This is a genomic window from Burkholderia ubonensis (assembly GCF_001718695.1).
Lineage (GTDB): Bacteria > Pseudomonadota > Gammaproteobacteria > Burkholderiales > Burkholderiaceae > Burkholderia > Burkholderia ubonensis_B.
The window spans coordinates 2,476,079-2,495,091 of sequence record NZ_CP013420.1; the positions used below are offsets into that span (position 1 = coordinate 2,476,079).

The 19,013-nt window shown below is 56.4% G+C and carries 20 protein-coding genes; 2 read left to right on the forward strand and 18 right to left on the reverse strand.

Annotation, left to right across the window (positions count from 1 at the left end; genetic code table 11):
* The first annotated feature begins 4 nt into the window (after positions 1–4).
* Positions 5–292 (forward strand): PAAR domain-containing protein, encoded by a 288-nt coding sequence (locus WJ35_RS29955; protein WP_080484292.1) that lies wholly within the window; start codon positions 5–7, stop codon positions 290–292.
* A 319-nt stretch (positions 293–611) separates the two neighbouring features.
* On the opposite strand, the gene WJ35_RS11330 is transcribed toward WJ35_RS29955, so the two are convergent.
* The 18 genes from WJ35_RS11330 to WJ35_RS11395 form a co-directional block, all read right to left on the reverse strand.
* Complete coding sequence (locus WJ35_RS11330; protein ID WP_059474639.1) at positions 612–980, reverse strand: helix-turn-helix domain-containing protein; 369 nt, start codon at positions 978–980, stop codon at positions 612–614.
* 136 nt (positions 981–1,116) lie between these two features.
* The gene (locus tag WJ35_RS11335; protein WP_224056256.1) at positions 1,117–1,959 is read right to left on the reverse strand and encodes a hypothetical protein; all 843 of its coding nucleotides are present in this window, start codon (positions 1,957–1,959) and stop codon (positions 1,117–1,119) included.
* 260 nt (positions 1,960–2,219) lie between these two features.
* Positions 2,220–3,026 (reverse strand): S1 family peptidase, encoded by an 807-nt coding sequence (locus WJ35_RS11340; RefSeq protein ID WP_046423681.1) that lies wholly within the window; start codon positions 3,024–3,026, stop codon positions 2,220–2,222.
* Positions 3,027–3,942: 916 nt separating this feature from the next.
* Positions 3,943–5,046, reverse strand: coding sequence for a hypothetical protein (locus WJ35_RS31190; RefSeq protein ID WP_155121893.1), 1,104 nt, complete (start codon positions 5,044–5,046; stop codon positions 3,943–3,945).
* Positions 5,047–5,103: 57 nt separating this feature from the next.
* Entirely contained in the window at positions 5,104–5,859 is a 756-nt protein-coding gene (locus WJ35_RS31195) for a hypothetical protein (RefSeq protein WP_155121894.1), read from the reverse strand.
* A gap of 136 nt (positions 5,860–5,995) precedes the next feature.
* Positions 5,996–6,460 carry a DUF6527 family protein gene (locus WJ35_RS11350; protein WP_069239174.1) on the reverse strand — a complete coding sequence of 155 codons (465 nt, stop codon included), beginning with the start codon at positions 6,458–6,460 and terminating at the stop codon, positions 5,996–5,998.
* Positions 6,457–7,632, reverse strand: coding sequence for a ThiF family adenylyltransferase (locus tag WJ35_RS11355; protein WP_069239175.1), 1,176 nt, complete (start codon positions 7,630–7,632; stop codon positions 6,457–6,459). The genes WJ35_RS11350 and WJ35_RS11355 overlap by 4 nt, the downstream gene beginning before the upstream one ends.
* A complete protein-coding gene (locus WJ35_RS29960; protein ID WP_080484294.1) occupies positions 7,607–7,897 on the reverse strand; it encodes a multiubiquitin domain-containing protein in 291 nt (96 codons plus the stop codon). Before WJ35_RS29960 ends, WJ35_RS11355 begins: the two co-directional genes overlap by 26 nt.
* Positions 7,898–8,074: 177 nt before the next feature.
* Positions 8,075–8,626, reverse strand: a complete 552-nt coding sequence (locus WJ35_RS11365) for a winged helix-turn-helix transcriptional regulator (RefSeq protein ID WP_069239177.1) — start codon at positions 8,624–8,626, stop codon at positions 8,075–8,077.
* A gap of 19 nt (positions 8,627–8,645) precedes the next feature.
* Entirely contained in the window at positions 8,646–9,743 is a 1,098-nt protein-coding gene (locus tag WJ35_RS11370; protein ID WP_069239178.1) for a hypothetical protein, read from the reverse strand.
* A 218-nt stretch (positions 9,744–9,961) separates the two neighbouring features.
* The gene (locus WJ35_RS11375; protein ID WP_069239179.1) at positions 9,962–10,471 is read right to left on the reverse strand and encodes a 3'-5' exoribonuclease; all 510 of its coding nucleotides are present in this window, start codon (positions 10,469–10,471) and stop codon (positions 9,962–9,964) included.
* A gap of 107 nt (positions 10,472–10,578) precedes the next feature.
* Positions 10,579–11,286: a hypothetical protein gene (locus WJ35_RS31200; RefSeq protein ID WP_155121895.1), complete on the reverse strand. Its 708-nt coding sequence runs from the start codon at positions 11,284–11,286 to the stop codon at positions 10,579–10,581.
* Positions 11,274–12,641: a TniQ family protein gene (locus WJ35_RS29965; RefSeq protein WP_080484296.1), complete on the reverse strand. Its 1,368-nt coding sequence runs from the start codon at positions 12,639–12,641 to the stop codon at positions 11,274–11,276. Before WJ35_RS29965 ends, WJ35_RS31200 begins: the two co-directional genes overlap by 13 nt.
* A 10-nt stretch (positions 12,642–12,651) precedes the next feature.
* Positions 12,652–14,031: a TniQ family protein gene (locus WJ35_RS32730; RefSeq protein WP_418219568.1), complete on the reverse strand. Its 1,380-nt coding sequence runs from the start codon at positions 14,029–14,031 to the stop codon at positions 12,652–12,654.
* Positions 14,032–14,113: 82 nt separating this feature from the next.
* Positions 14,114–15,127 carry a TniB family NTP-binding protein gene (locus WJ35_RS11385; RefSeq protein ID WP_080484299.1) on the reverse strand — a complete coding sequence of 338 codons (1,014 nt, stop codon included), beginning with the start codon at positions 15,125–15,127 and terminating at the stop codon, positions 14,114–14,116.
* Complete coding sequence (locus WJ35_RS11390; protein WP_080484300.1) at positions 15,124–17,214, reverse strand: DDE-type integrase/transposase/recombinase; 2,091 nt, start codon at positions 17,212–17,214, stop codon at positions 15,124–15,126. Before WJ35_RS11390 ends, WJ35_RS11385 begins: the two co-directional genes overlap by 4 nt.
* A complete protein-coding gene (locus WJ35_RS29975) occupies positions 17,192–17,887 on the reverse strand; it encodes a TnsA endonuclease N-terminal domain-containing protein (RefSeq protein ID WP_176300938.1) in 696 nt (231 codons plus the stop codon). Before WJ35_RS29975 ends, WJ35_RS11390 begins: the two co-directional genes overlap by 23 nt.
* Before the next feature lie 298 nt (positions 17,888–18,185).
* Positions 18,186–18,632, reverse strand: a complete 447-nt coding sequence (locus WJ35_RS11395; protein ID WP_196773730.1) for a helix-turn-helix domain-containing protein — start codon at positions 18,630–18,632, stop codon at positions 18,186–18,188.
* 175 nt (positions 18,633–18,807) lie between these two features.
* On the opposite strand from WJ35_RS11395, the gene WJ35_RS11400 reads away from it, so the two are divergent.
* Entirely contained in the window at positions 18,808–19,002 is a 195-nt protein-coding gene (locus tag WJ35_RS11400; protein WP_155121897.1) for a hypothetical protein, read from the forward strand.
* Positions 19,003–19,013: the final 11 nt, after the last annotated feature.

A 19,013-nucleotide genomic window follows, 5' to 3' on the forward strand; every position in this document is an offset into this window, starting at 1 on the left:
TGCCGTGAGGCGATTTGATATCCTAAAAGGTGACATGACGACAGTCGGTGGCATCGTGCAGGGAGGTGACGCACGGGACATACTGCACGATCGCGAACAAGCGTACGAGCACGATCAGGTGTGGTGCCCGGTGTGCAAGACAGTTGGCATGATCGTATGCGACGGCCCGCGCCATTCGAGCACCGGGCCGGATGGTCGGCAGTCGGCGCTTAGTGACGACCTCTGTCGGTGCGCATGTCCAACGCCGCCGAAGTTGGTGGCGTCGCAGTCGGTATCTTATGTCGAGTTCTGATCTACGGAGAGGGGTGCTCCGAGCCGGAATTTTCCAGCTAAGACTGGGACGGAAATTGGGCTAGCCTCATGCGGACGCCGGTGGCATCCTCATCTACCTGCAGAATTACAAAGACGCAAAATCGCGTCCGGAGCAATCGGCCAAGTATCTGGAAAGCGAGCAGGGCATCGAATGCGACCGCGAGGACGCGACTAGGCCAGGGCTTGCATTCTCGACAGCTGCGCCCCACGCCGGCACGGGATTGCCCTACAAAGTTCGCCACATGATTGGCTATCTCCGGCACGACCCGGACAAATAACGAGTCGCTGGCAGCCGGTCTTCAAATTTGCAACGCAAGAGTCATCTGCCGGCCGGAGTCGGTGCGCGGCATGTCCGACCGTCCACCGAATGCTGCCGTGGGACGGCTGTTCACAAGCGCATACTCCCCGACCCGGTGCATCCGCCCGCACTCGGACGGCTGACGGCTCCACAGGGTTGCAATTTTGTATCCCTCCTTGCGGAGCTCCACAATCCGCGGCCGCGGGTCAACGATGTCGAGAAACCGCACCGCCTCCAACGTTGTTACGCCACCGCACATCTTCATCGCCTCGAGCAGGCGGGCGCGCTGATGCGCAGCGGTGTTCTCAGGCCAGTTGGCGATGATGCTGCTGAACAATGAATGGTCCAGCCGTCCGTTTTGCTTGTGCATTCGACGCTAACGTAGTGGGGATGAGGTCCATTGTTGGCCACATGCTTCAAAACGTAGCTACCGAAATACCTGACTAATCGAGCGCCGAATCGTCCGGCCAAAATTCGGCCATTTTTGAGCCTATTTGGGCCGCCTGTTATTCGGCGGGATGGTCAGGCTCCAAACCGATTTCGCGACGGAGCATGTCCAGGTGGTCGACTGCGACAATCCTGTCAGTCTCATCCGGAATGCGCTGGGCGAGCGCAAGCATCGCTTGGAATATCTCGCTGGTTGTCTGCGGCAGCGCGACCGCGGGGAGCATCTTCGGCGGAATGCTTGCCCGTGCAATCACGAGGTGCGCGAGGTTCTCGCTCTCGGCGGTTTGACGCCGTTTATCGTCTACGTAACGCGCGATGGAGGCTCGCTCGACATCGGTCAGGATTTTCCGGACGGCGCGCGATTCGGTGTCTTCCCAAACACGCGCAGCCACCGTAGCGATGAACTTGTTCGGATAGTCTCCGCACATCTCGTAAAGCGCTCGGGCAAGGTGCAAGACGAATGTGCGCCGTTCCTCGAATGCCGGGCGGCCGGCAGAGCGAGTTTTGACCGCAGATGCTACATCGTGCAGGTGTTTGAACTGCCCAAAGAAACTCGCCTGGAGCTGCGACGGCACCCAGAAGGAAGTCTCAGCCAGCAGGGAAGACTCAAAGGCCTCCGCGCGCTTCATCACTGCCTGGACAGCTGCGGCAGTGGGCAACAGCTCGGACGGCTCGTCGTCGACGCAAGCCACGAACGCGAGCGCGACCTGAGTAATCGCCGTGACCTGCAGCACGGTCCCCTTGCCGAACACGGAACGCTTGAAGAAGCTCCGTACAGTGGGCTGGTCCAGGAAGCTCTTATACCAGGCGGACCCCGCTTTATCCGCCTGACCGAGCCGCAGGAAATGTCGGGCTTCTTCGCACGTTGAGCGGAGGGTCTCGTTCGCTTCCAGAACAATCATGTGTGCACCTTCAGGCCTTTCATGTACGCGACACCGCGCGACGTTCGTTCGACTACCGAGTTGATGTCATCGCTAAGCGCTGCGCCGCCAACCAAAGCGAGGCAACCCAGCACCGCACGGCGCGCAGGTGCGCGGTTGTGAGCTCTGCATTCTTCGAATGGACGCCAACCATGGTTGCCTCCGGAGCTGGCGAAACGCCAGTCTAGCCTAAACAAGACGACGGTCGACCAAGTCATCCAGTCTGTTCGAGCCGGCCGCAATCATTTAGAGGCGTGGGGCTGCCCGCCAAGAAACGCAAGCGGGTTGAGGCCGATAGCGATAGTGCAACCAGATGGCACGCGTGCTCGGCCATCGGCTCCGTATTCAACGGCGGTCATAGCGCGCTGAGATAGAATCCCGATAGCCTCGCCCCGCTCGTTGAACACTGGGCCGCCGCTGGCGCCGGGATGCATTGCGTTGTCGATATACATGACATCGCATTCGAGGGTTCCGAGACCAGAGACTGTCGTCACTATCCGCCTGAGGTTGCCGATATGCCCTTGCTTGATGAGCGGGCCCGTCATGTCGGCCATGTAGCCCTTGTCCATGGCTGCCTTGAATTCGGCGGCGCCCTTTGTCTCTGGCAAGAGTAGTCGGTCAATGTCGAACGGGAGGCGCAGCTCTTCAGAATAGCCTGCCAGGAATACGCGCTGGCCAAGTCGCGGCGTATCCCCAAGCACGACCGGTATCCGAGGAACCTCCGTCGGAAACGGCTCCTTCGGATTCAGCATCGCGATGTCCAGCTGGACCGGCTGCGAAAATCCCGGGACTTCTATGTTCATGGAGCAAAGCTGGACCGCATACTCTGCGACCGGCAAACCCTGGAACTTGCAGAATATTTTTAGCGCCGGGTCGATGTAATCGCTGTGCCGAATCGGGAACCGCCCGGTGACGACGTGCGCGGCCGTAATCACCTGACCGTTCGGAAGAAACGCAAAGCCTGAGCCCTCGCTGATTTTCTCGTCGTCAAGGAAGACCGTGACAGAGCAGCACGCGGATGAGATTCGATTGTAGAGTTCTTCGAGCATGAGGCATTCATAAGTGAGAGTTCAGGCTTCGTCTGGCGGCGTGGACTGAAGTCGTGCCACGCGGCTGCGCTCGCCACCGTCAACGATTGCCGAGATTCTTCCCGAGGCTGGCATTGCGCCTCGCACGCATCTGCTCTACGAAGCGCGCGTTAGCACTGGGCACCTCCAGTTCGGGCTTCTGCGGCGGAGCGGCAGGCGCTGGAACGATGATAGGTCCGCACTGAATGCCGAGCGCTTCTGCCTGTGGTGGGCGTAGGACAACTCGATGGATTGTTCTTAACTCTTGGCTATCAATGAAAAAGACCCATAAATTTCTCAATTTATGGGTCCGTTTTTCTCAGGATATGCGTCTATCTACTGCAGGGAAACGGAATTCTCTAGACTGCGCCCCCTTAAGAATCAAGCACTTGCGAACGAACTTGGTCTGTCCGTTCGGACCACCCGAACCGAAATGGTTGGACTGCCCGGACTTGTGACGCGAATTCGTTAGACTGGGATGCTCACCCTAGCCCTACGGCCTTTCCAGCGATGTCCGAGGAGTCCGGGCGGGTTGGAGGGACGGCCGACCACACCGCCGTTCAAGCGGCGCTCCCACTCGTTCCGAGTGAGGGGCATGCCATGTGGACCGTCCGCCGTCGTTAGGCATACGGCAATATTGTTCCCCCGTGCTTGCAGGCTCCGAATCAACGCTATTGCTCGGCTCTGACATGCCACCGGGAGCGTCGGCGCCGTCGGCAGCGTCAGCGCATGAGTAGTGACCGCAACTATCGAGAAAACCAAGCGCGTGCGCAGGCGACCGGGCGTGCGCGGCATCCGGACTATCGATGTCCGCACCGCGCAACGCATCCTACCTATCGGGAGCGAAATTGCATTCTGCAGTGAAGGTGCGTATACAATGTAACATCGTTACCCTTGATTAGTTCTGCTCTTCCGCCCCAATTGCTCCCTTTTCCTTTGCGATTCGATACAACAGGGTAAAGTCGAACAGTGGCAGACCGTAGGTAAAACTAGGCAATATTGTGTCTCGCTTCACTTTCTTGGCTGCATTTACATGCCAATGATCCGGACCAAATGGTACGTCAGGGTGGTGGGCCGCCGAATCCACCTTCGCCTTGTGTACTTCTGACGGATCCGTAAGGACGTATGCGTAATCGGTGAAGGTTCGCAGTCTAAGTTTCCACTGCCAACCGGACGGGTAAGTGAAAGCGAGATGGGTTCCATTATCCCGATCATCCCTCACCACCGAGGTTGCGCCTAAATTCGCGCGCATATATTCCGCGAGAGGGTCGATAAGCTCTTTCGGTATTGAGTTCGTCTTAATGAGGTTCGAGAGGTCTAGGCCCATCGAAAACACCGCGTTCATAAAAGAAAGTACAGACGGGTGTGTCTGAACTTCCTCGAGGTGTTGAGCACAAAGCTGCAACATGAACATCACTGCCGAGCCGCTCCCGACTGTCGAGTGCGCGTAGCGCGTCGCCGGTGCGCCGCAAACCAAGCAACCTTTCCCGCTTCCTATGATGACGGCTCTCTCTACCGATGTATTGCTAATTCGCCCCTCGGCCATCTGGGTAGCAGCCGCGTAGCGGCGGGCTTGTTCGTCTCGCCAGTCTCGGAAGATTCGAATCGTATTCTCCGTCTGCAAAGCACTTATCAAGACACCCTCGTCTGCGAATACCTCGGCGCTAGAGTGCTCGAAGCTTTGTTTGCCGCGAACCTCTTCCGCAGCCAACGAGCCACGATATCTGTACGTGCGGATGAAACCACAGTTTTCCCGTGGTCCGTATATTGCAAGCTCGATTCCTTCCCTTACCAAACGAACCCGCCGGTCGGCGTGACGTCGAAGCGTGCTCCAAACTCGAGGGGAGTGCGTAACCTGCTGCCACAGCCACTCGGGTTGCCTTACGTGTTCAACAAACATATAGGCAAGCGTCGTGATGAAGCCATCAATACTCGCACCTGTACTGTCCGCAAGTCCTACTTCCTGAATTTGCCTGTCAATGTTGAAAAGAGGCGATTTCATAGCTCGATTTTTGACGGTGCTCGGGTTTTGCGAGGCGAAACCCAGTGCGCACGGTGGTTATTGTTTGCTGATGCTGTCGATGGAAAACCGGCGGACAATGCGAGGCACGCGTAGATTCACTAGAAATTCGACTCCAAAGACGATTAGCAAAAATTCCCCAGGGGTAATGAGGAGCAGACCGAGAATTGTCTTTGGGTCGGGCGTCAGTTTGAACGACATAACAATCCAAACACCGACCGCGAAGAGAGGGACCGCGAGCATAGGGGCCAGTCGATATAAGCGCCTTCGGCCAACAGGGAGGAAGGCGCCGGTCGTAACCCGGCCGAGCGACTTAACAGGCTGAAATCCATCGACGGTACCGACGACGTTTGGCACTCGTGTAGACGACGTGTGAATGACCTCGAAGATCACGCTTGCGCCTTGCCCCCAATGCGCGAATTCGATCCTCCAGCTGCAATCATCCGATGGAACTGCAGCAACCTTCACTGCATCATCATCGCGGTGAACGGTTTTGACCGAGAGAATTTTGCCATCGTCACCCAGAGTGATTCGCAAAGGGTTATCGGCGACCACGTCGTCGGGCTTAATCGGCCCCTTACCAGAATTCCACACCGAAACGAGAGATCTGGTGATTCGGTCGACGGGTTCGCCGTTATGGGACACGACCAAGCCATCTAGCGCGTCGCGTTTGTGAATGACGGTTTCGCCGTCCGCACAGTACTTGATGCGGCGGCGATCATTCCAGCGGGCGTAGCCGGTACCCAGTGCAAAGCTGATGATGGGAGATAGAAAACTCCAGCTGCCAGTGACCATTCCGTTCCTCATTATTTTGTGCCTCCAGTTAACGTGAGGCATTGGCCGTTACTGCCCGGGCTTCGGGAGGCGAATCTGCATCGACCTCTGTCGATCACGGAAATCGCAAGTTGCATACTCTCGCGCGGTGGTTCGGCTACCCCAGAAGCCACCGGCGCAATTTCGCCCAGACGCTTTTCTCAGCATGCTGTTCCTGGACAGTCGCCGCGGCCGCTTCTGCCACTGGAACTTGCGAGCTGTCGGTTCGGTGATTAATTTGCGCGTAGAACTTCGCCTTGGCCACCTTATCCCGACGTTGCTCGGCCTCGATCTTCGCTCTATCCCAGGGGCTCGCTTCGATGACCTTGTTGCGTTTGATCACGTAGTGCGACTGGCACGGCAGATTCCAGCTACCAACGGAGGGCCAAAGCGAGATTGCTTCACCGTTGAAGGTCAGCGACCAGTCGGTCGGCGTCAATGGTGTGACTACTTCGTGGCCGCAACCGCAACAGCAGCTGTGAACGACTGTGCCGTACTCCATCGATACGTAAAGGACGCCTGGCTCCAACTCACGAGGGATGCTTTTAACGAAGCGGGGTTCGAGCTGCTTGAAGCGCATCATGTCTGCTCCGCATTCAGCAGCATGTTGCCGTCTGTCGTGTATGTGCAGTGATGCTCGCTCTCCAGATCGCGGTAGAAGCCTCTGAGCTTTTTCCACTTAATGACGGCGAGGGCGGCGTTGAGCATATTCAGGTCGGCGACCTGGATATTCGACGCATACAAATTTTCATTACCTCCGCCTTCAAACGAGACGCGCTCCCTGACGTGTTCCCGCTTTTCGGGGGTACTGGCGGTAACGCGCAAGATACCACCGAGCGTGCCGTCGACCAGTTCCAGACCCATCCCGACATCAATGAACGGGGTTCCAAGAGCTTCCAGCTTTTGCACGACGAAGCGCTTCGACTCGCCCGCATCCATGCATAGGAAAGCGAACGTTATGCGGTCAAGCAAGTTAGCCGTGCTCGCATCAAGCTGAACTGCATGCGGCAAGATGTAGCGATGCATTCTCGAGTAAATGCTGGCGAGATAATCCACTTTCTTCGGCAAGTCGCGGAGCATTTCTATTGAAGGCGCTCCCGGGGCGCGGAACGCGTTGTGCTGAAGAAAGTCATCGCCGTCGATCAGCAGAATCTCGCGCACCGGTGTTTTCGCGACCTGGTCGAGTACGTAGGAGCCGGTGCCACCTACACCAATGATTGCGATGTGCTCGCTTTCCAGCTGGGCGGTAAGATGCCCGATCCCAACGCGATCCGATGCAGTCTCCAGATAGTTGAATACGCTATCCTCGTCGACGTCGGGCTGTTTGTACACGCGCGGCGTGGCACCTGGCTTCACAACTGCCGCAGCACCGGCCACGATCGTGGCATAAGTGGACATTTTCTGAAAGTAGTCTGCATACCCCTCCTGCGGTCCCGGTTTGCTCGAAAGCAAGTGCTTTCCAAGCACCAGCGGATCTGGCGGTATTGCCCCTCCAGGTGTGATGCCTTGGATTGGCGTTCCGTCGGCATTGCAAGGAAACTCTCCGTAGAATTCGACGGTGTGGGGCTCGGGTTTCTGCGTGATATCTCCCGACAGGCAGAGACTGGACGTGATCGTGCCGAGCTTCACTTCGCGCCGCGCGTTAACGTAGGGAACCTCGTGCATCACGAGACACCCTCCCGTGATGCGCATGGCATACCCGTCCTCGCGAAGACGCTTGAGGTCGGAATTAAGATTGAACAGTGCGGCCGACATTGAAGATGCTCCCATTTTTTACTTCAACACTGCCGCCAGCAGCCAGTTCACCGCTATGGGGCTTCGAAACGACCCCGCGGTAGGTAATCGAATACTTGATGTTGGGCATCGGCGGCTCGCCCGGATATGCGATTGCAACCAGTTGTTCAAATGTCACGTTACGGTCGTTGACCTCGACTTCGCGACCATTGACAACGATTTCGATGCGTTTAGGCTCGTTGATGGAGCGCTCGTCGGCGCCATCAAAGCTCTGCTGGGTTTCCATATGCTCAATCCCTTTCACGTTTGGGTGGATAAGGCATCCATCCCCTCTAACCGAGCGCGGACCTGAGCATCCAATTCTGATTCAATGATGCTGTTTAAGCTGGCCTGCACATCTGGAGCGGACACGGAACCAAGCGTATCACATCATTTCTGCTTCATGCAAGCAGTTTAACCAGAATCAGTGGATAGCGATGTACTTGTATTCGATACCGCCACTGCTGGCGATGTCCTCGACGCGCAGAATGTAGCCGTCGTCGACCAGCTTTTTCAGCCTGGTACTCGCATTTTGGACGGAAAGGTCAAGGTCGGCAGCCACTTGGGAGGCTAGAACGGATCGGTGTTTCAGCACGTAGTTCAGCAATTCCCGGCTAGAAGAGCTCATCTCCGGGCCAATTACCTCAAAGGAGTCGCCTCGCCAGATTACTAGCGGCTGCTCCTTTGCCTGAGCGGCATACTTCCAATTGTCTATCAGATCGCGATCGTCCAGATGTTCGAGAAACAGTCCTCTCTCTCGCCGGAATTGCTTGGCAACCGAAAGCACGCTTTCGCGCGGGAACGACGCGTCTGTTGCCTCGATCCCTTCCAACGAAATGCCGAGCACACACGCGTCGGGATGCTTGCTAATGAATTCTGAAAGCTTTTGGTAAACTTCCTTCCCTTGGACGTTCCCAAACGGTTGGGACGTCGTGGTGAAATCGCGGAGCTTGACACGGAGGGCAGTCTGGTTCATCCGCGTAATTTAAAGAGAGTCATCGGGTACCGTCAAGCAAAAAGTCGAAACAGACGTGGGTGCCACGAAGCTCGCGCAAATCGAGTTGATGAGAAAACTCGAGGTCCCCGTGCTTGTTGTAGTGGACCTTGACCTCGAATGTCTCTTGCCGGACCGAGATACGAGCATTGAATTTGTAGGCTACATCCCCGCTCCTCTTCAGTCCGAGGCCGCGTGCCTCGTCTTCGTTGCTGCTGATGCCGCCATTCCGGAAAATCTCCTGAATGAGTGCCACACCAGGGTGCAGGCCCGACGCGCGGATTGCCGTCGCAACTTTCGGGTATCGGGTTTCGAGTACGGGTGCCAGCGTCCCCAAAATTCCGCGGCCACTATCAGATATGACCGCCTGGATGTGCGGCTGGCGGCTCCTTGGATAAAACTGCAACGCCGCAAAGCCGGGAATCGGTGAGTCCGAGTGGTCCCTCACATTGCCAAACAGTTCCGAAAGCACGGTGAAGGCCCCTACCGAATACTGCGCACCCGCACAGCTAACGAAGCTCTTCTGCAGACGACCAGGGATATCCTCATCAGGCGAGACAGGATCAATCATCGCCACTTCCACGACTCCGTTATTGCCGCCTTTGTACAGGCCGGCTTTCGACATCTCCGGCCTGGAAGGAATAATAGAGATCGACGGATCGAGGAAGTCAAAAAAGCCAATTCGGTTGAAATAGTCGAGTGTGGAGTGGCAATCACTGAAGTCGACGGAGACCTTCTTCTCGGCATGTACCAGTTGATTGCAAAGAGCAAGTAGGCGAGCCGTGGCCTCCAGAAGAAGCTTGCTATCCTTCGCGAGCACGAACACTACGTGCTCGCACTTACTAACGAGCGCGGAGTCAGACGACGCCAACGCATCTTCAAATAAGTCCGCGGTTAGCCATTTCCCAGCAGGTAGCTCAATGCGAAGTTCGCCAGCCTTCGCCAACGACCAGCCGTAGGCGGCATCCTGCACAAACAGCTCCGGATGGTCATGCATGTACGCGCTGACTGCACTCTTGTCCTCGCCAATTTTGCTTGCGATCACGCGAGCTTTTATCCCCGGCTCTTTCTTCAATACCTTTTCTATCTCTTTGTACATGATCCAGCTACCGGCAATGCACCGTCCAATGCAATTAGTTCGTGGCTATGTTTAATCGTAGCACCAAATTCGTCTGCCGCCACAAACGGCCAATGCCACTCTCGCCAAGCCGTAACCGATGCTCAGCTGCCTGCTTTACATCTGTAAGCGCAGTGTCGAGGTACGTGCGTGAACTTCAAAAGACGTACGGTGCTCGTCAGTGACGACTGTTTGAGATTTCACCGATCGTCGGCATGAAGTGGCTTCGCCTTGCGCGCATCCATCCATGCCAGCCAGCCTTTACGATAAGCACGCGCATCTACCAGCGCGTGATGCTCGCGGTCGTCTGTCGAATAGTGCGCCATTACGGCATCGTGATACACCGAAGTATCGATTAGCGGCCGGAGGTCGAACGGTACCGCCGCTAGGTTGAGCGGTTTCGACTCGCCGAGCATCTCCAAAAGAAATCGGAAATCCGTCATCGAATCGCAGGCGGCCCGCACTACACGTGGAGACGCGGCGAACCATGCGAGCAGGCTTAGGCGAGCTTGCAACAGGGACATAGCCGACCCACTGAGCAACGGCAACACTTCGCGTTGAACGAAGGCGGAGCAGTCCTCAGGCTTCCAGGTATCTTCGAGTTCGACATAAAACTCCCTGCGTCCGTCTTCCGTCACCATCCCCAGACTGATTAGTTTCGGGGTAGGTTGGCCAAGGCCGGTGTACTCGGTATCGAGGAAGACAAGCATATCTACAGTTTCTCGGCGAAAGAATCGGAACGTGATTGCTCGGCAGCTTTCGGCAGCGTCATCAATGCTCGCTGCTGCTACTGCACTGCTAGTGGCGAATCGACTCGCTACCGTGCCGGAACGAATAGTTGGTTGATCAGCTCACTGACGATTTCGAATGTGTGCAACACCGTGTTGTGAAGGGCACCCGAACCGTGTGCGTACATGTTTCGAACTTTGGGCAGTGTGTCGATGAATATCTCGATCCAGTCGTCAAAATCCTCCGGCAGCGGCACTACATTCGAGTGGTCGACTTTGCAGGTCGTCAATCCGGAGCGCTGCATCTCGTGAATTTGTTCGAGTTCGGCTCGCTGTCTGGCACGCCGCAGCGCTCGTTCCCTCGTCCAAGAAAATCTATCGTTCGATATCGCTCCTCGCTCCAGTGCTTGTTTAAGCAATCTGCTCAGACCACGTGGTAGTTTGGCCTCCACCGGCAACGATTGCCCAATCTCGGCGGCCAACCGCTCGCGTAGCGCGAACTCCAACGATGTCAGCGCTTGCTGTTCTGCTACAGGATGGAAGCGATAGACGAACCATGCGTACGCATAGAGATTTTTTGCGGTCTCGAAGTGGATTTGAATCGACTGAGGCACGTCTGCGCCGAGAGTAAACGATGCTACCTCCTCGAGATGCTCGGCTGCGGTACCCGGCCGGAAATTTCCAATGGTGCTATCGAAACGAGAAAAATATCCATGTCGGACGTCGGGTTCATAAAGCGTGTCGATCGTCCTTAGCAGCTCACATGGATGCAGACCATCTGGGTTCATATCTTCCATTTCCCGCCTGCGTTCTGGTTGCCGTCCATACCGACCACCGGGTGCTCGCCGGTCGACGTTGTCACAAATGTTGGTGCAATCATCGACATCACTTCTGTCGCAGAAAACGTCCATACCGCAGAACCGTCAACCGATGGGCCCCCGATCGGCCGTAGTTCGCCGGAATGGAGCAAAGCATGAGCGCGCCTGCGTGAAATTTTCAGCATTGTTCGCACCTCGGTGAGCGTCATCCACTTTGCTTTCTCGTTGCGGAACTCATCGACGCTGCACCTGCTTACCGTACCCGATGTCCGGCCAGATACGGTCGTATGCATCTGGCCCCGCAGTGCACCTTGTTCGATCAATGTCACAACCGTGCTTCGTTTGACCCCCAGCAGCTTCGCCGCCGACGTGATGGGAATCCATGCGTGTTGACGCCTGGTCTCCGTTGACAACCGACGATTGCGCTCCGCCAACTGACCGAGCCATTCGCCCCGAACAAACGAATCAAACTCGCGACGCAAAAAGTTGAACTGGGTGCCTCCAAAACGCTTGTACAAGGCAGTATAAAAGTATCCGAAGCGTGATGTCAGACGCGCGCATGATTCGTCGGAGCCGCCATTTCGGCCAACCTTGCGAAGCAGTTCATGAAAGCCCCGTGGCCAGTCGATCAGCGCTCGCCCGGCAGCGCTCGCTACAACAGTTGCCACCGAGACGTCGTCCAGGTTAGCAATCTTGGTCGGTTTCCTTCCATTGCCAGATGCGTATCCCCCTAAAAGGATGAGGAGCGACAGTAAGTCGGGGAGCACTAGCAGGCAGATGTCAGGCGGATGAAGGGACTCGTTCGGCGCTGTCATATCTCTCAGCGCTGAAGACACGTAGGCGCTGACGATAATCGCCGCGTTGTCAGCGCCTTCCGACGGGGCATCTGCCAATGAGCGGCCGCAATTGCACGCGGAAATCTGGCTCCGCTTCCATGATAGTGATCGATGACACCCAGGGCAGGAGTCGCGTAGACGTGCGCGATGGATCGGGCACGCCACCATCAGTGTTAAATCCCAAGCTGCACGCCAGTATGACTTTTCTGCCAAACATTCGGGGCAGTAGCGCGGTCGGCGGCCGTTCCAGTACTTCATGTTCAGGCCACCTTGATCTGCGGTCTTGAGATGGCGAAAGTGACTCACCTGTCCACGGAGCGGCCTCAGCGACAGCCCATGGAGCATTGAGCTGACCCTAGCGACGCCATCAACGCCATGCTCGAGGGAGGCTAGAAAATCAAGATCTAGTAACGACGAGAAACCATTGGCCTCTGACAGGCGAAGCAGGTAACCCGTTGCGCTTTCGCCTGGCATTGGCGCGAAACGAACGAGGAGCATGGCCACGTTGCTACCTCACGAGCCCGGCAAGCGAGCTCCTTTTGACGAAACACGAATCCAGCCTCACACTATCCTCGAACTGGCGGAAAAGTGGCACGCGTCCCGCCATAACGGCCGTGAGCACTCGTCCCAGCATCTCGCGCCCCCGTGGTGACAGTGCGCTGAGCGGAACCATATTGCGAAGGTCAGTAGCGACCGTAGTGTTCTCTCGTAGGCATTGCCGAAAGCGATCAACCTCTGACGACAGCACGAACTGCCTACCATCTGCGGGGCGCAGGAACCCACTGCGAACTAGTGCAGCGCGTTGAAGGCGTGTTGCGCCGATGAGTTGTTCAACTTCGCGATTGTTGTGAAGCACAATATTCGAGTCCCGAATTCCCCGGACCAGAAGAGGCAATGGAATAAACTCCAGGTCGCCGGAAGCTGCGGATGCGTTGGTATTCGTCCTGCCCCGTAGCTGTACACCAAGGGTCCCGTCGTCGCTGGCAACCACACGGCTCGGATTGATCGCGAGCCCCAGTCCTTGTCGATGCACAGTAAGGGCATCGGTATAGCTTTGTAGCAATCTCCTCATAAAACATGGGAGCGACAGTACCCCGCGTCGGCCGCTCGTGTAACGGGCGGGCACCCGAGAAGAAAGTTGATGAAACGAGATGAGTGGCGATTGCCACTTGTCCGTCTCGCTCTGCGAACTCCTGTTCAACTCCCGCATTGCATTTGTCGGCCAATCCACGAACAGCCGCGCAGCTAGGAGGGTGGCGCTTCTTTCTGTACCGAGGGCAGCTCTAGTAGTCGGGTGGAAGTGAAGCGATCGCCCAACGATCGTAGCCAGAAAGTTGGAAACTGCTAGCCATTCCAGAGCGCTCATTCGCCGGGCATCGTCGCAAAAGAGCTGTTGCTCAAGCAGATCAGATTCCGCTGAGCAGATGAGCTTCGTCAAGAGCAGCTTATTGATCAATGCCGCCTCGATCGGAGCTGGTGTCGTTTCTGCTTGACCAAGGTCGAAGCCGCATTGGCACGACCTCAATCTAGGCCGGTTCCAGCCCACAAGCTCTGAGCATCCAGGACATTGCTCGACGAGCCACAAACCGTGCTGTTCGCAAACAGTGACAGCGCGAAAGTTCCAAATTGCTCTAAAAATTCCTCGTTCGCGGATACATTGTGGGCAATATGAAGTATGCGGCTCGCGAAAGAAGCAACGTATTGCGAAGTAACTAGGACGCGAATGTGCGTTAGGAACATGCCGGTGCCGGTGAAGAAGCTCGAGCAGCATTTTTTCCTCTAGCTCGACAAGTTGTGTGACTGCCGCCATCTGGTCTCTTTTCAGAAGTCGCAGCTTCATCGATCGAGTAAACCGTGGAAGCGCGGCTCGACCCGTGTAACCATTCATCTCCCCAAGGCGGAGTAGATAGCTCAACACGTGTTCGTCATTAGCTGGGCGAGGACGGAAGATAAAACGTTGTCCGACAAGTTCAGCGCGTGTAGCCAAAGAATGGTTCCCCCGCGTTGGTGAGTGGTCTGCAGATGAAGCGAGGATGAAACGGATTGAGGTGCCCGCGCGCGTCTGGCCAGATGGACTCAACGAAGGCTTGCGAGAGTATGTCCTGATCGATGCAGGGACGCTTCTCATCCAGAGCAATCTCGACTGATGTGCTCACGAGCATCATGATGTATCCCATCAGGCCATACGTCGCGAAATGGATTCTGTCGAGATGGTCGCCGTCGCCGACCAGTTGGGGCGCCGGTGGCACAGGTAGGTTCGTCCAGATTGAGCGCATCAGTCCGTCAAAAATGCGCCTCGACCTCTTATCTGAATTGGCGAAAGGCTCAAGCGCAATCTGTCGAGAGAAGCGACGACGTAGCTGTTCGTTACTTTGCAGAATACGGCGGCAACGGTGCAATCCCATGAGCACAAATGGGACCCTCGTAATGTTCACGAGATGCTTGAGCCAGTCGGCGACCCGTGTTTCAATCTTTTCGCTGGAATGGTCGATGAAGTGCTGGAACTCGTCGAGGATCACAAGTTCGACGTTACAGTTCCTGAACAACGTCACGATTCGTGACGTCATGGCTTCCGCAGACCCGCGCGTGAACAGAGGGTCACCCAATTCTAGAAGGATGCGTTCGGCGACGTTCTTTATCGTTGGCTGTGCTGGTAACTCGAGATCCAGGACCGGGATTTCCGTTCCCTCTTCGGTCTCCCGGCGCGGATGATGCCTCGCATACTCTTTTCGCAGCGTTGACTTGCCGCTCCCGGAAACCCCCGTAACCAAGAGACACCCAGGCTCCTCAAGCCCAAACCGCCCCATGCGATGACATCGTTGGATGGCTGCAATTCCAGCCGCGAATGCGGGGTGTTCGACAAGTGTATTTCGAACGCCGGCCACAAGCTCCGGTGTTCCCTCAGCGGGACCTGTACTAAGGGGTTGTACGAGTGATAACGGCTCCCGCTCCTCGATCGCATCGGCACAAGTTGTTCCGCTCATCGGGCGCGCTCCTGTCCGAATTCGGCTCGTGGGCGATCGGAGGACTGATCGGAGCGCATGGCAATTTCAGATGCTTGCGCAAATCCCGCCCCACGTCGGACCGGAAAGAGCGGGACTTCACCGTCGCCATTTACATCCTCGGGCGGTCGGTCTTCATGGGACGGTTCGTCCGATTCGGGCTCCAGAGGAAGCTGGATCTGCCTCGTCTCCTCGAGCTGGACCATAAGCTCGCGGTCAGTCTTGGGAGCTTTCGCGCGCTTTGGCTTTCCTCTCGGTGAACGGCCAGCCTCCATGATTTGCGCCGTGTCGACGCGCAATGCAGCTTTTGCGGCTAGCAGACCAAGTCGCACCGGAGACGATGCGTAATCGCTGCGCGCTTTCGATAACATAGAGCGGTGCTGCTCCGCTGTGATGCCTTCGGCATACTCAGGCGAGGTGGATTTTGCCTCTATGTATCGCTGGGCTTCTTCGTCAAATACAAAGATGGAACCCAGATTGTCCGGGTCTGTTCGTATGCAAACGTCAATGTCGCCGCACCGACGTCGGAGGTCTTGAAGTGCCGGCGACGCATACTGCAGCGAATGAACCTCGATCCCGTTTTTGGTAAGCCGTCGCTTGTAGCTGTTCCCAAGGTACACATTAACGATATCTGCGGAGGGCGGTAGACGGGGTGGGAAAGTCCGCACACCGTCGTCCCACTTTTGTTTTGGCGTGCATTGAATTCCACGATGGAACGTAACCGAGTAGACGTCGACGATCCATCGATGGATGATTTCCAGCAAAGCCTCGAGGGTGAGCACGGCCGTCGAGTCTGAATCGTATGCGTGTCGCTTGTCGTATTTGGCGAAGGTTGTTCCGGGCTGCAAATGGACGAACCCGTAGTTGAGTGTTTTCAGAAAGCGCTCGATACGGCCCTTCATCTGGGGTGAGCGTGTGGGGCAGTAGATGACGTGCGTCCCGAGCTCCGCGCACGCTGCCTCCAGGTCTTGCGCATGAAACTCGAGACCGTTGTCGCACACAAGCTCCTGGATGAGACCGTATGCGCTCCACTCTCCGCTGATCTTGGGGAATCGTTCCTTCAGATACGTCTTCGGCAAGATCGCGTGCTTGAGGCAACGAAGGACTGAGCGCACGCTCGGATGTCGGAACGAAATATGCATACCCACGATCATCCTCGAATAACCGTCGATCATTACCGTGATCCATGGGCGACCTAGCAACAACCCCGTCACTGAGTCAACCACCTGAACGTCGAGAGGCGTGTGGTCGACTTCGACCCGCTCAAGAGGGTGCGTGCACGCTGGACCTTTCCCGTATATGCGCGTCGCCTCTTGGGCATACCGCTCCCCATAACGCGCTTTGAGGACGGCGTATCGGTCGATGCGAGAAAGGGCTCGGTTCAACATTCGCCGGCTAACAGGTGGCAGAGCGTCTACTGGAGCTCGACGCCTGTTTTCGTATTCGATCTGCAACTGGACCCAGTCGAGCGTTTCACGAGCTGACTCGCGCTGTGGTGTGAGGTAGATCTTTTCGATACCCTGGTCGATCAGCTCCGACAGCTTCTCAGGCAATGCTTTCGGCCTGCGCCCTCGTAGCTCCCACTTATCGATGAGTGCCCGAATATCGAACTTGGACCATACCCATTTGGCTCGCCATCTGTAAAAGCTTTGCACCGATGGGGGGCATGCCCCCCCATCGTTCGGGCCAAGCGCGGTCCAAGCTCGATGGAGCATTTCGGCAAGCTCCTGACGTGCGAAGCCCATTCGGCCGTCTGGGCAAATGGCGTTAAGGTATTTCCACTTTCTCAGCGCCAGTTGCTGGATTCGCGGTGGAAAATTTGAGAGGCTGCGCTCGATGGTTGGCTTGATTACCGAGTCGGCCGGGCTACATTCAAGCTCCTCGCGCGTTAAAAATTTCAGCCTTCCTTCTGCAAAGTGCGATAGCAACACGTCGATCTGATAGATTGACCTGCTACCTTCGTCCGCCGCTACAACGTGAACCACTTCGCCAACGACATGCTCGATCAGGTAGGCTTTCTGTTCTAGCGAGAAAAATTCTCCGACTTTAAGCGAATAGTTCGGCATCATGGCTCTCCTCGAAGGGAAGCAAAAGCGTCGTGCCTGTGATCTCTTCGTCCAAGCAGCACACAAGCTCGCGCGATGCAAGCCGATGCAAGATCGCGCGTCCGGACGATCCAACGCGTAATGCTTCAGCGATGGTTCGATTCGCTAAGCGCAGTGGAGTGGCGGCATCGGCCGTTCCGTCCAGCCATTTCCCGTAACGAACTTGGAGTAAGCGCTTGACTTGCTTTAGCCTGACCGATCTTTGAATTTGGATATCTGTAAGAACTACGAATTTATCTCCGTGGCTCCGAAACACATCCGAGAGTCGGTCAAATTTTTCCTGGTTGCGAGGCTCCGCGAGTACTTCAGCTGGCTTCACTTCTATAAACCAGCGTCGGCCATCAGTCCAATCGACAGCGAAGTCTGGCGTGTACGTTCGTGACTGGCTGCCTAGTCGATATCGGATGGTCTTCGGCTGCTCGACAAATCCCTCCACGCCTCGAGCGAATTCGAACAGGTGAAGACAGTCAAATTCAAGAAGGCTTTCACATCGGATAAGCCGATTGTTCTTTGCCGAGAAGAATTTGGCCCGGAATCCGCGGCCGGATGGAGTGACAGGGTTTCGCGCTGGGATACGACGTGATGCGGCCGACGTACTTGCTTTGCTGGTATCGCGTAGGCGAGGTTCGATGTCCATGTTTGCACCTGCGACAGAAGCCACGCGCGTCTCGTGCGACGAGCGGACTTGAGGGTGGCGAGACATGGGGAGGACGAATGCATCCGCCGGGATGCACTTTCACGACGCCCGCTTGAGGAATGCCAAAATTCGGGCGTATTAGTGTCCCTACGCGGACAATTGCAGCTCGCGCGCTTCCCATGTTTCAGCGAAAAAGCGGCTTGACTGTCGCGGGGGGGCGAACGATACTAAAGGCGCCAACCGAGTTAGCGTCGTTCGCTGGCTCGCAACGGGGCAGGCCGCGAGGTTTGTCCCGTTTTTACATTGGCACCTCCTCTTTTGTTCGACGCTTGATGCGAGCCGGCTGATAAGTCGGGTGTGACCGTATCTCCTCGTCTAGCCCAGCAATCCTGCGTATCGTCGCGATTTGGCCGGGCGACAGCCGCCCGAGCTTCCTGGCAAGTTCCGCATACATGCGGTACTCGTCGGTGGGCAAATCCGGTATCAACTGGATGCTCGTCGGCGAATCCAACAGTTCCCTTTCCAAGTCCGCTTTCTGGTCCGGCGCGAGCTGAAGCGATGCAGCAAAACGCTCCAGGAACTCCTGAGACGGATTCTTCCGCCCCACCTCCACGCTCGAAACATGTGACGCGTCATATCCAAGCCGGTCAGCAAGCTCCTGCTGCCGCAAACCGGCTCGCAATCGAAGGGTTCGGAGGTAAATTCCGATCGGCGTTGACATGGCGAAATGACGGCGGATGGACATACGATTTACCAAACATAGATCAAATCTAGAGGCAGGTCAACGCATAAGCAATTGATTTTAAAGAGTAATTTTTTAATTTCACTTTTGAGCCGCATCGTCATTTCCGACGTTGGAAGTCCGCGGCAAGCGACCGGTAGACGAGAAGTATCGCAAGCTATGGCTTACTATTCTGGACTTGAAGAAGACGACCGAACCGTTGGCAGCCCCGGCCTACTACAGCAATCCGGTCGTGGTGTTCGAGCTCGAGCCTGACGAATCAGTTGTTCAACGCGAAGAGGATGGCGATGCAGCGGTCGGTACCGTTGACTGCCTGGACGAAGAGGCCGGCGGTATGCCAATTGTGACGGGCTGGATTCGCTCACAGTGTTAGAGTCGCAAAAC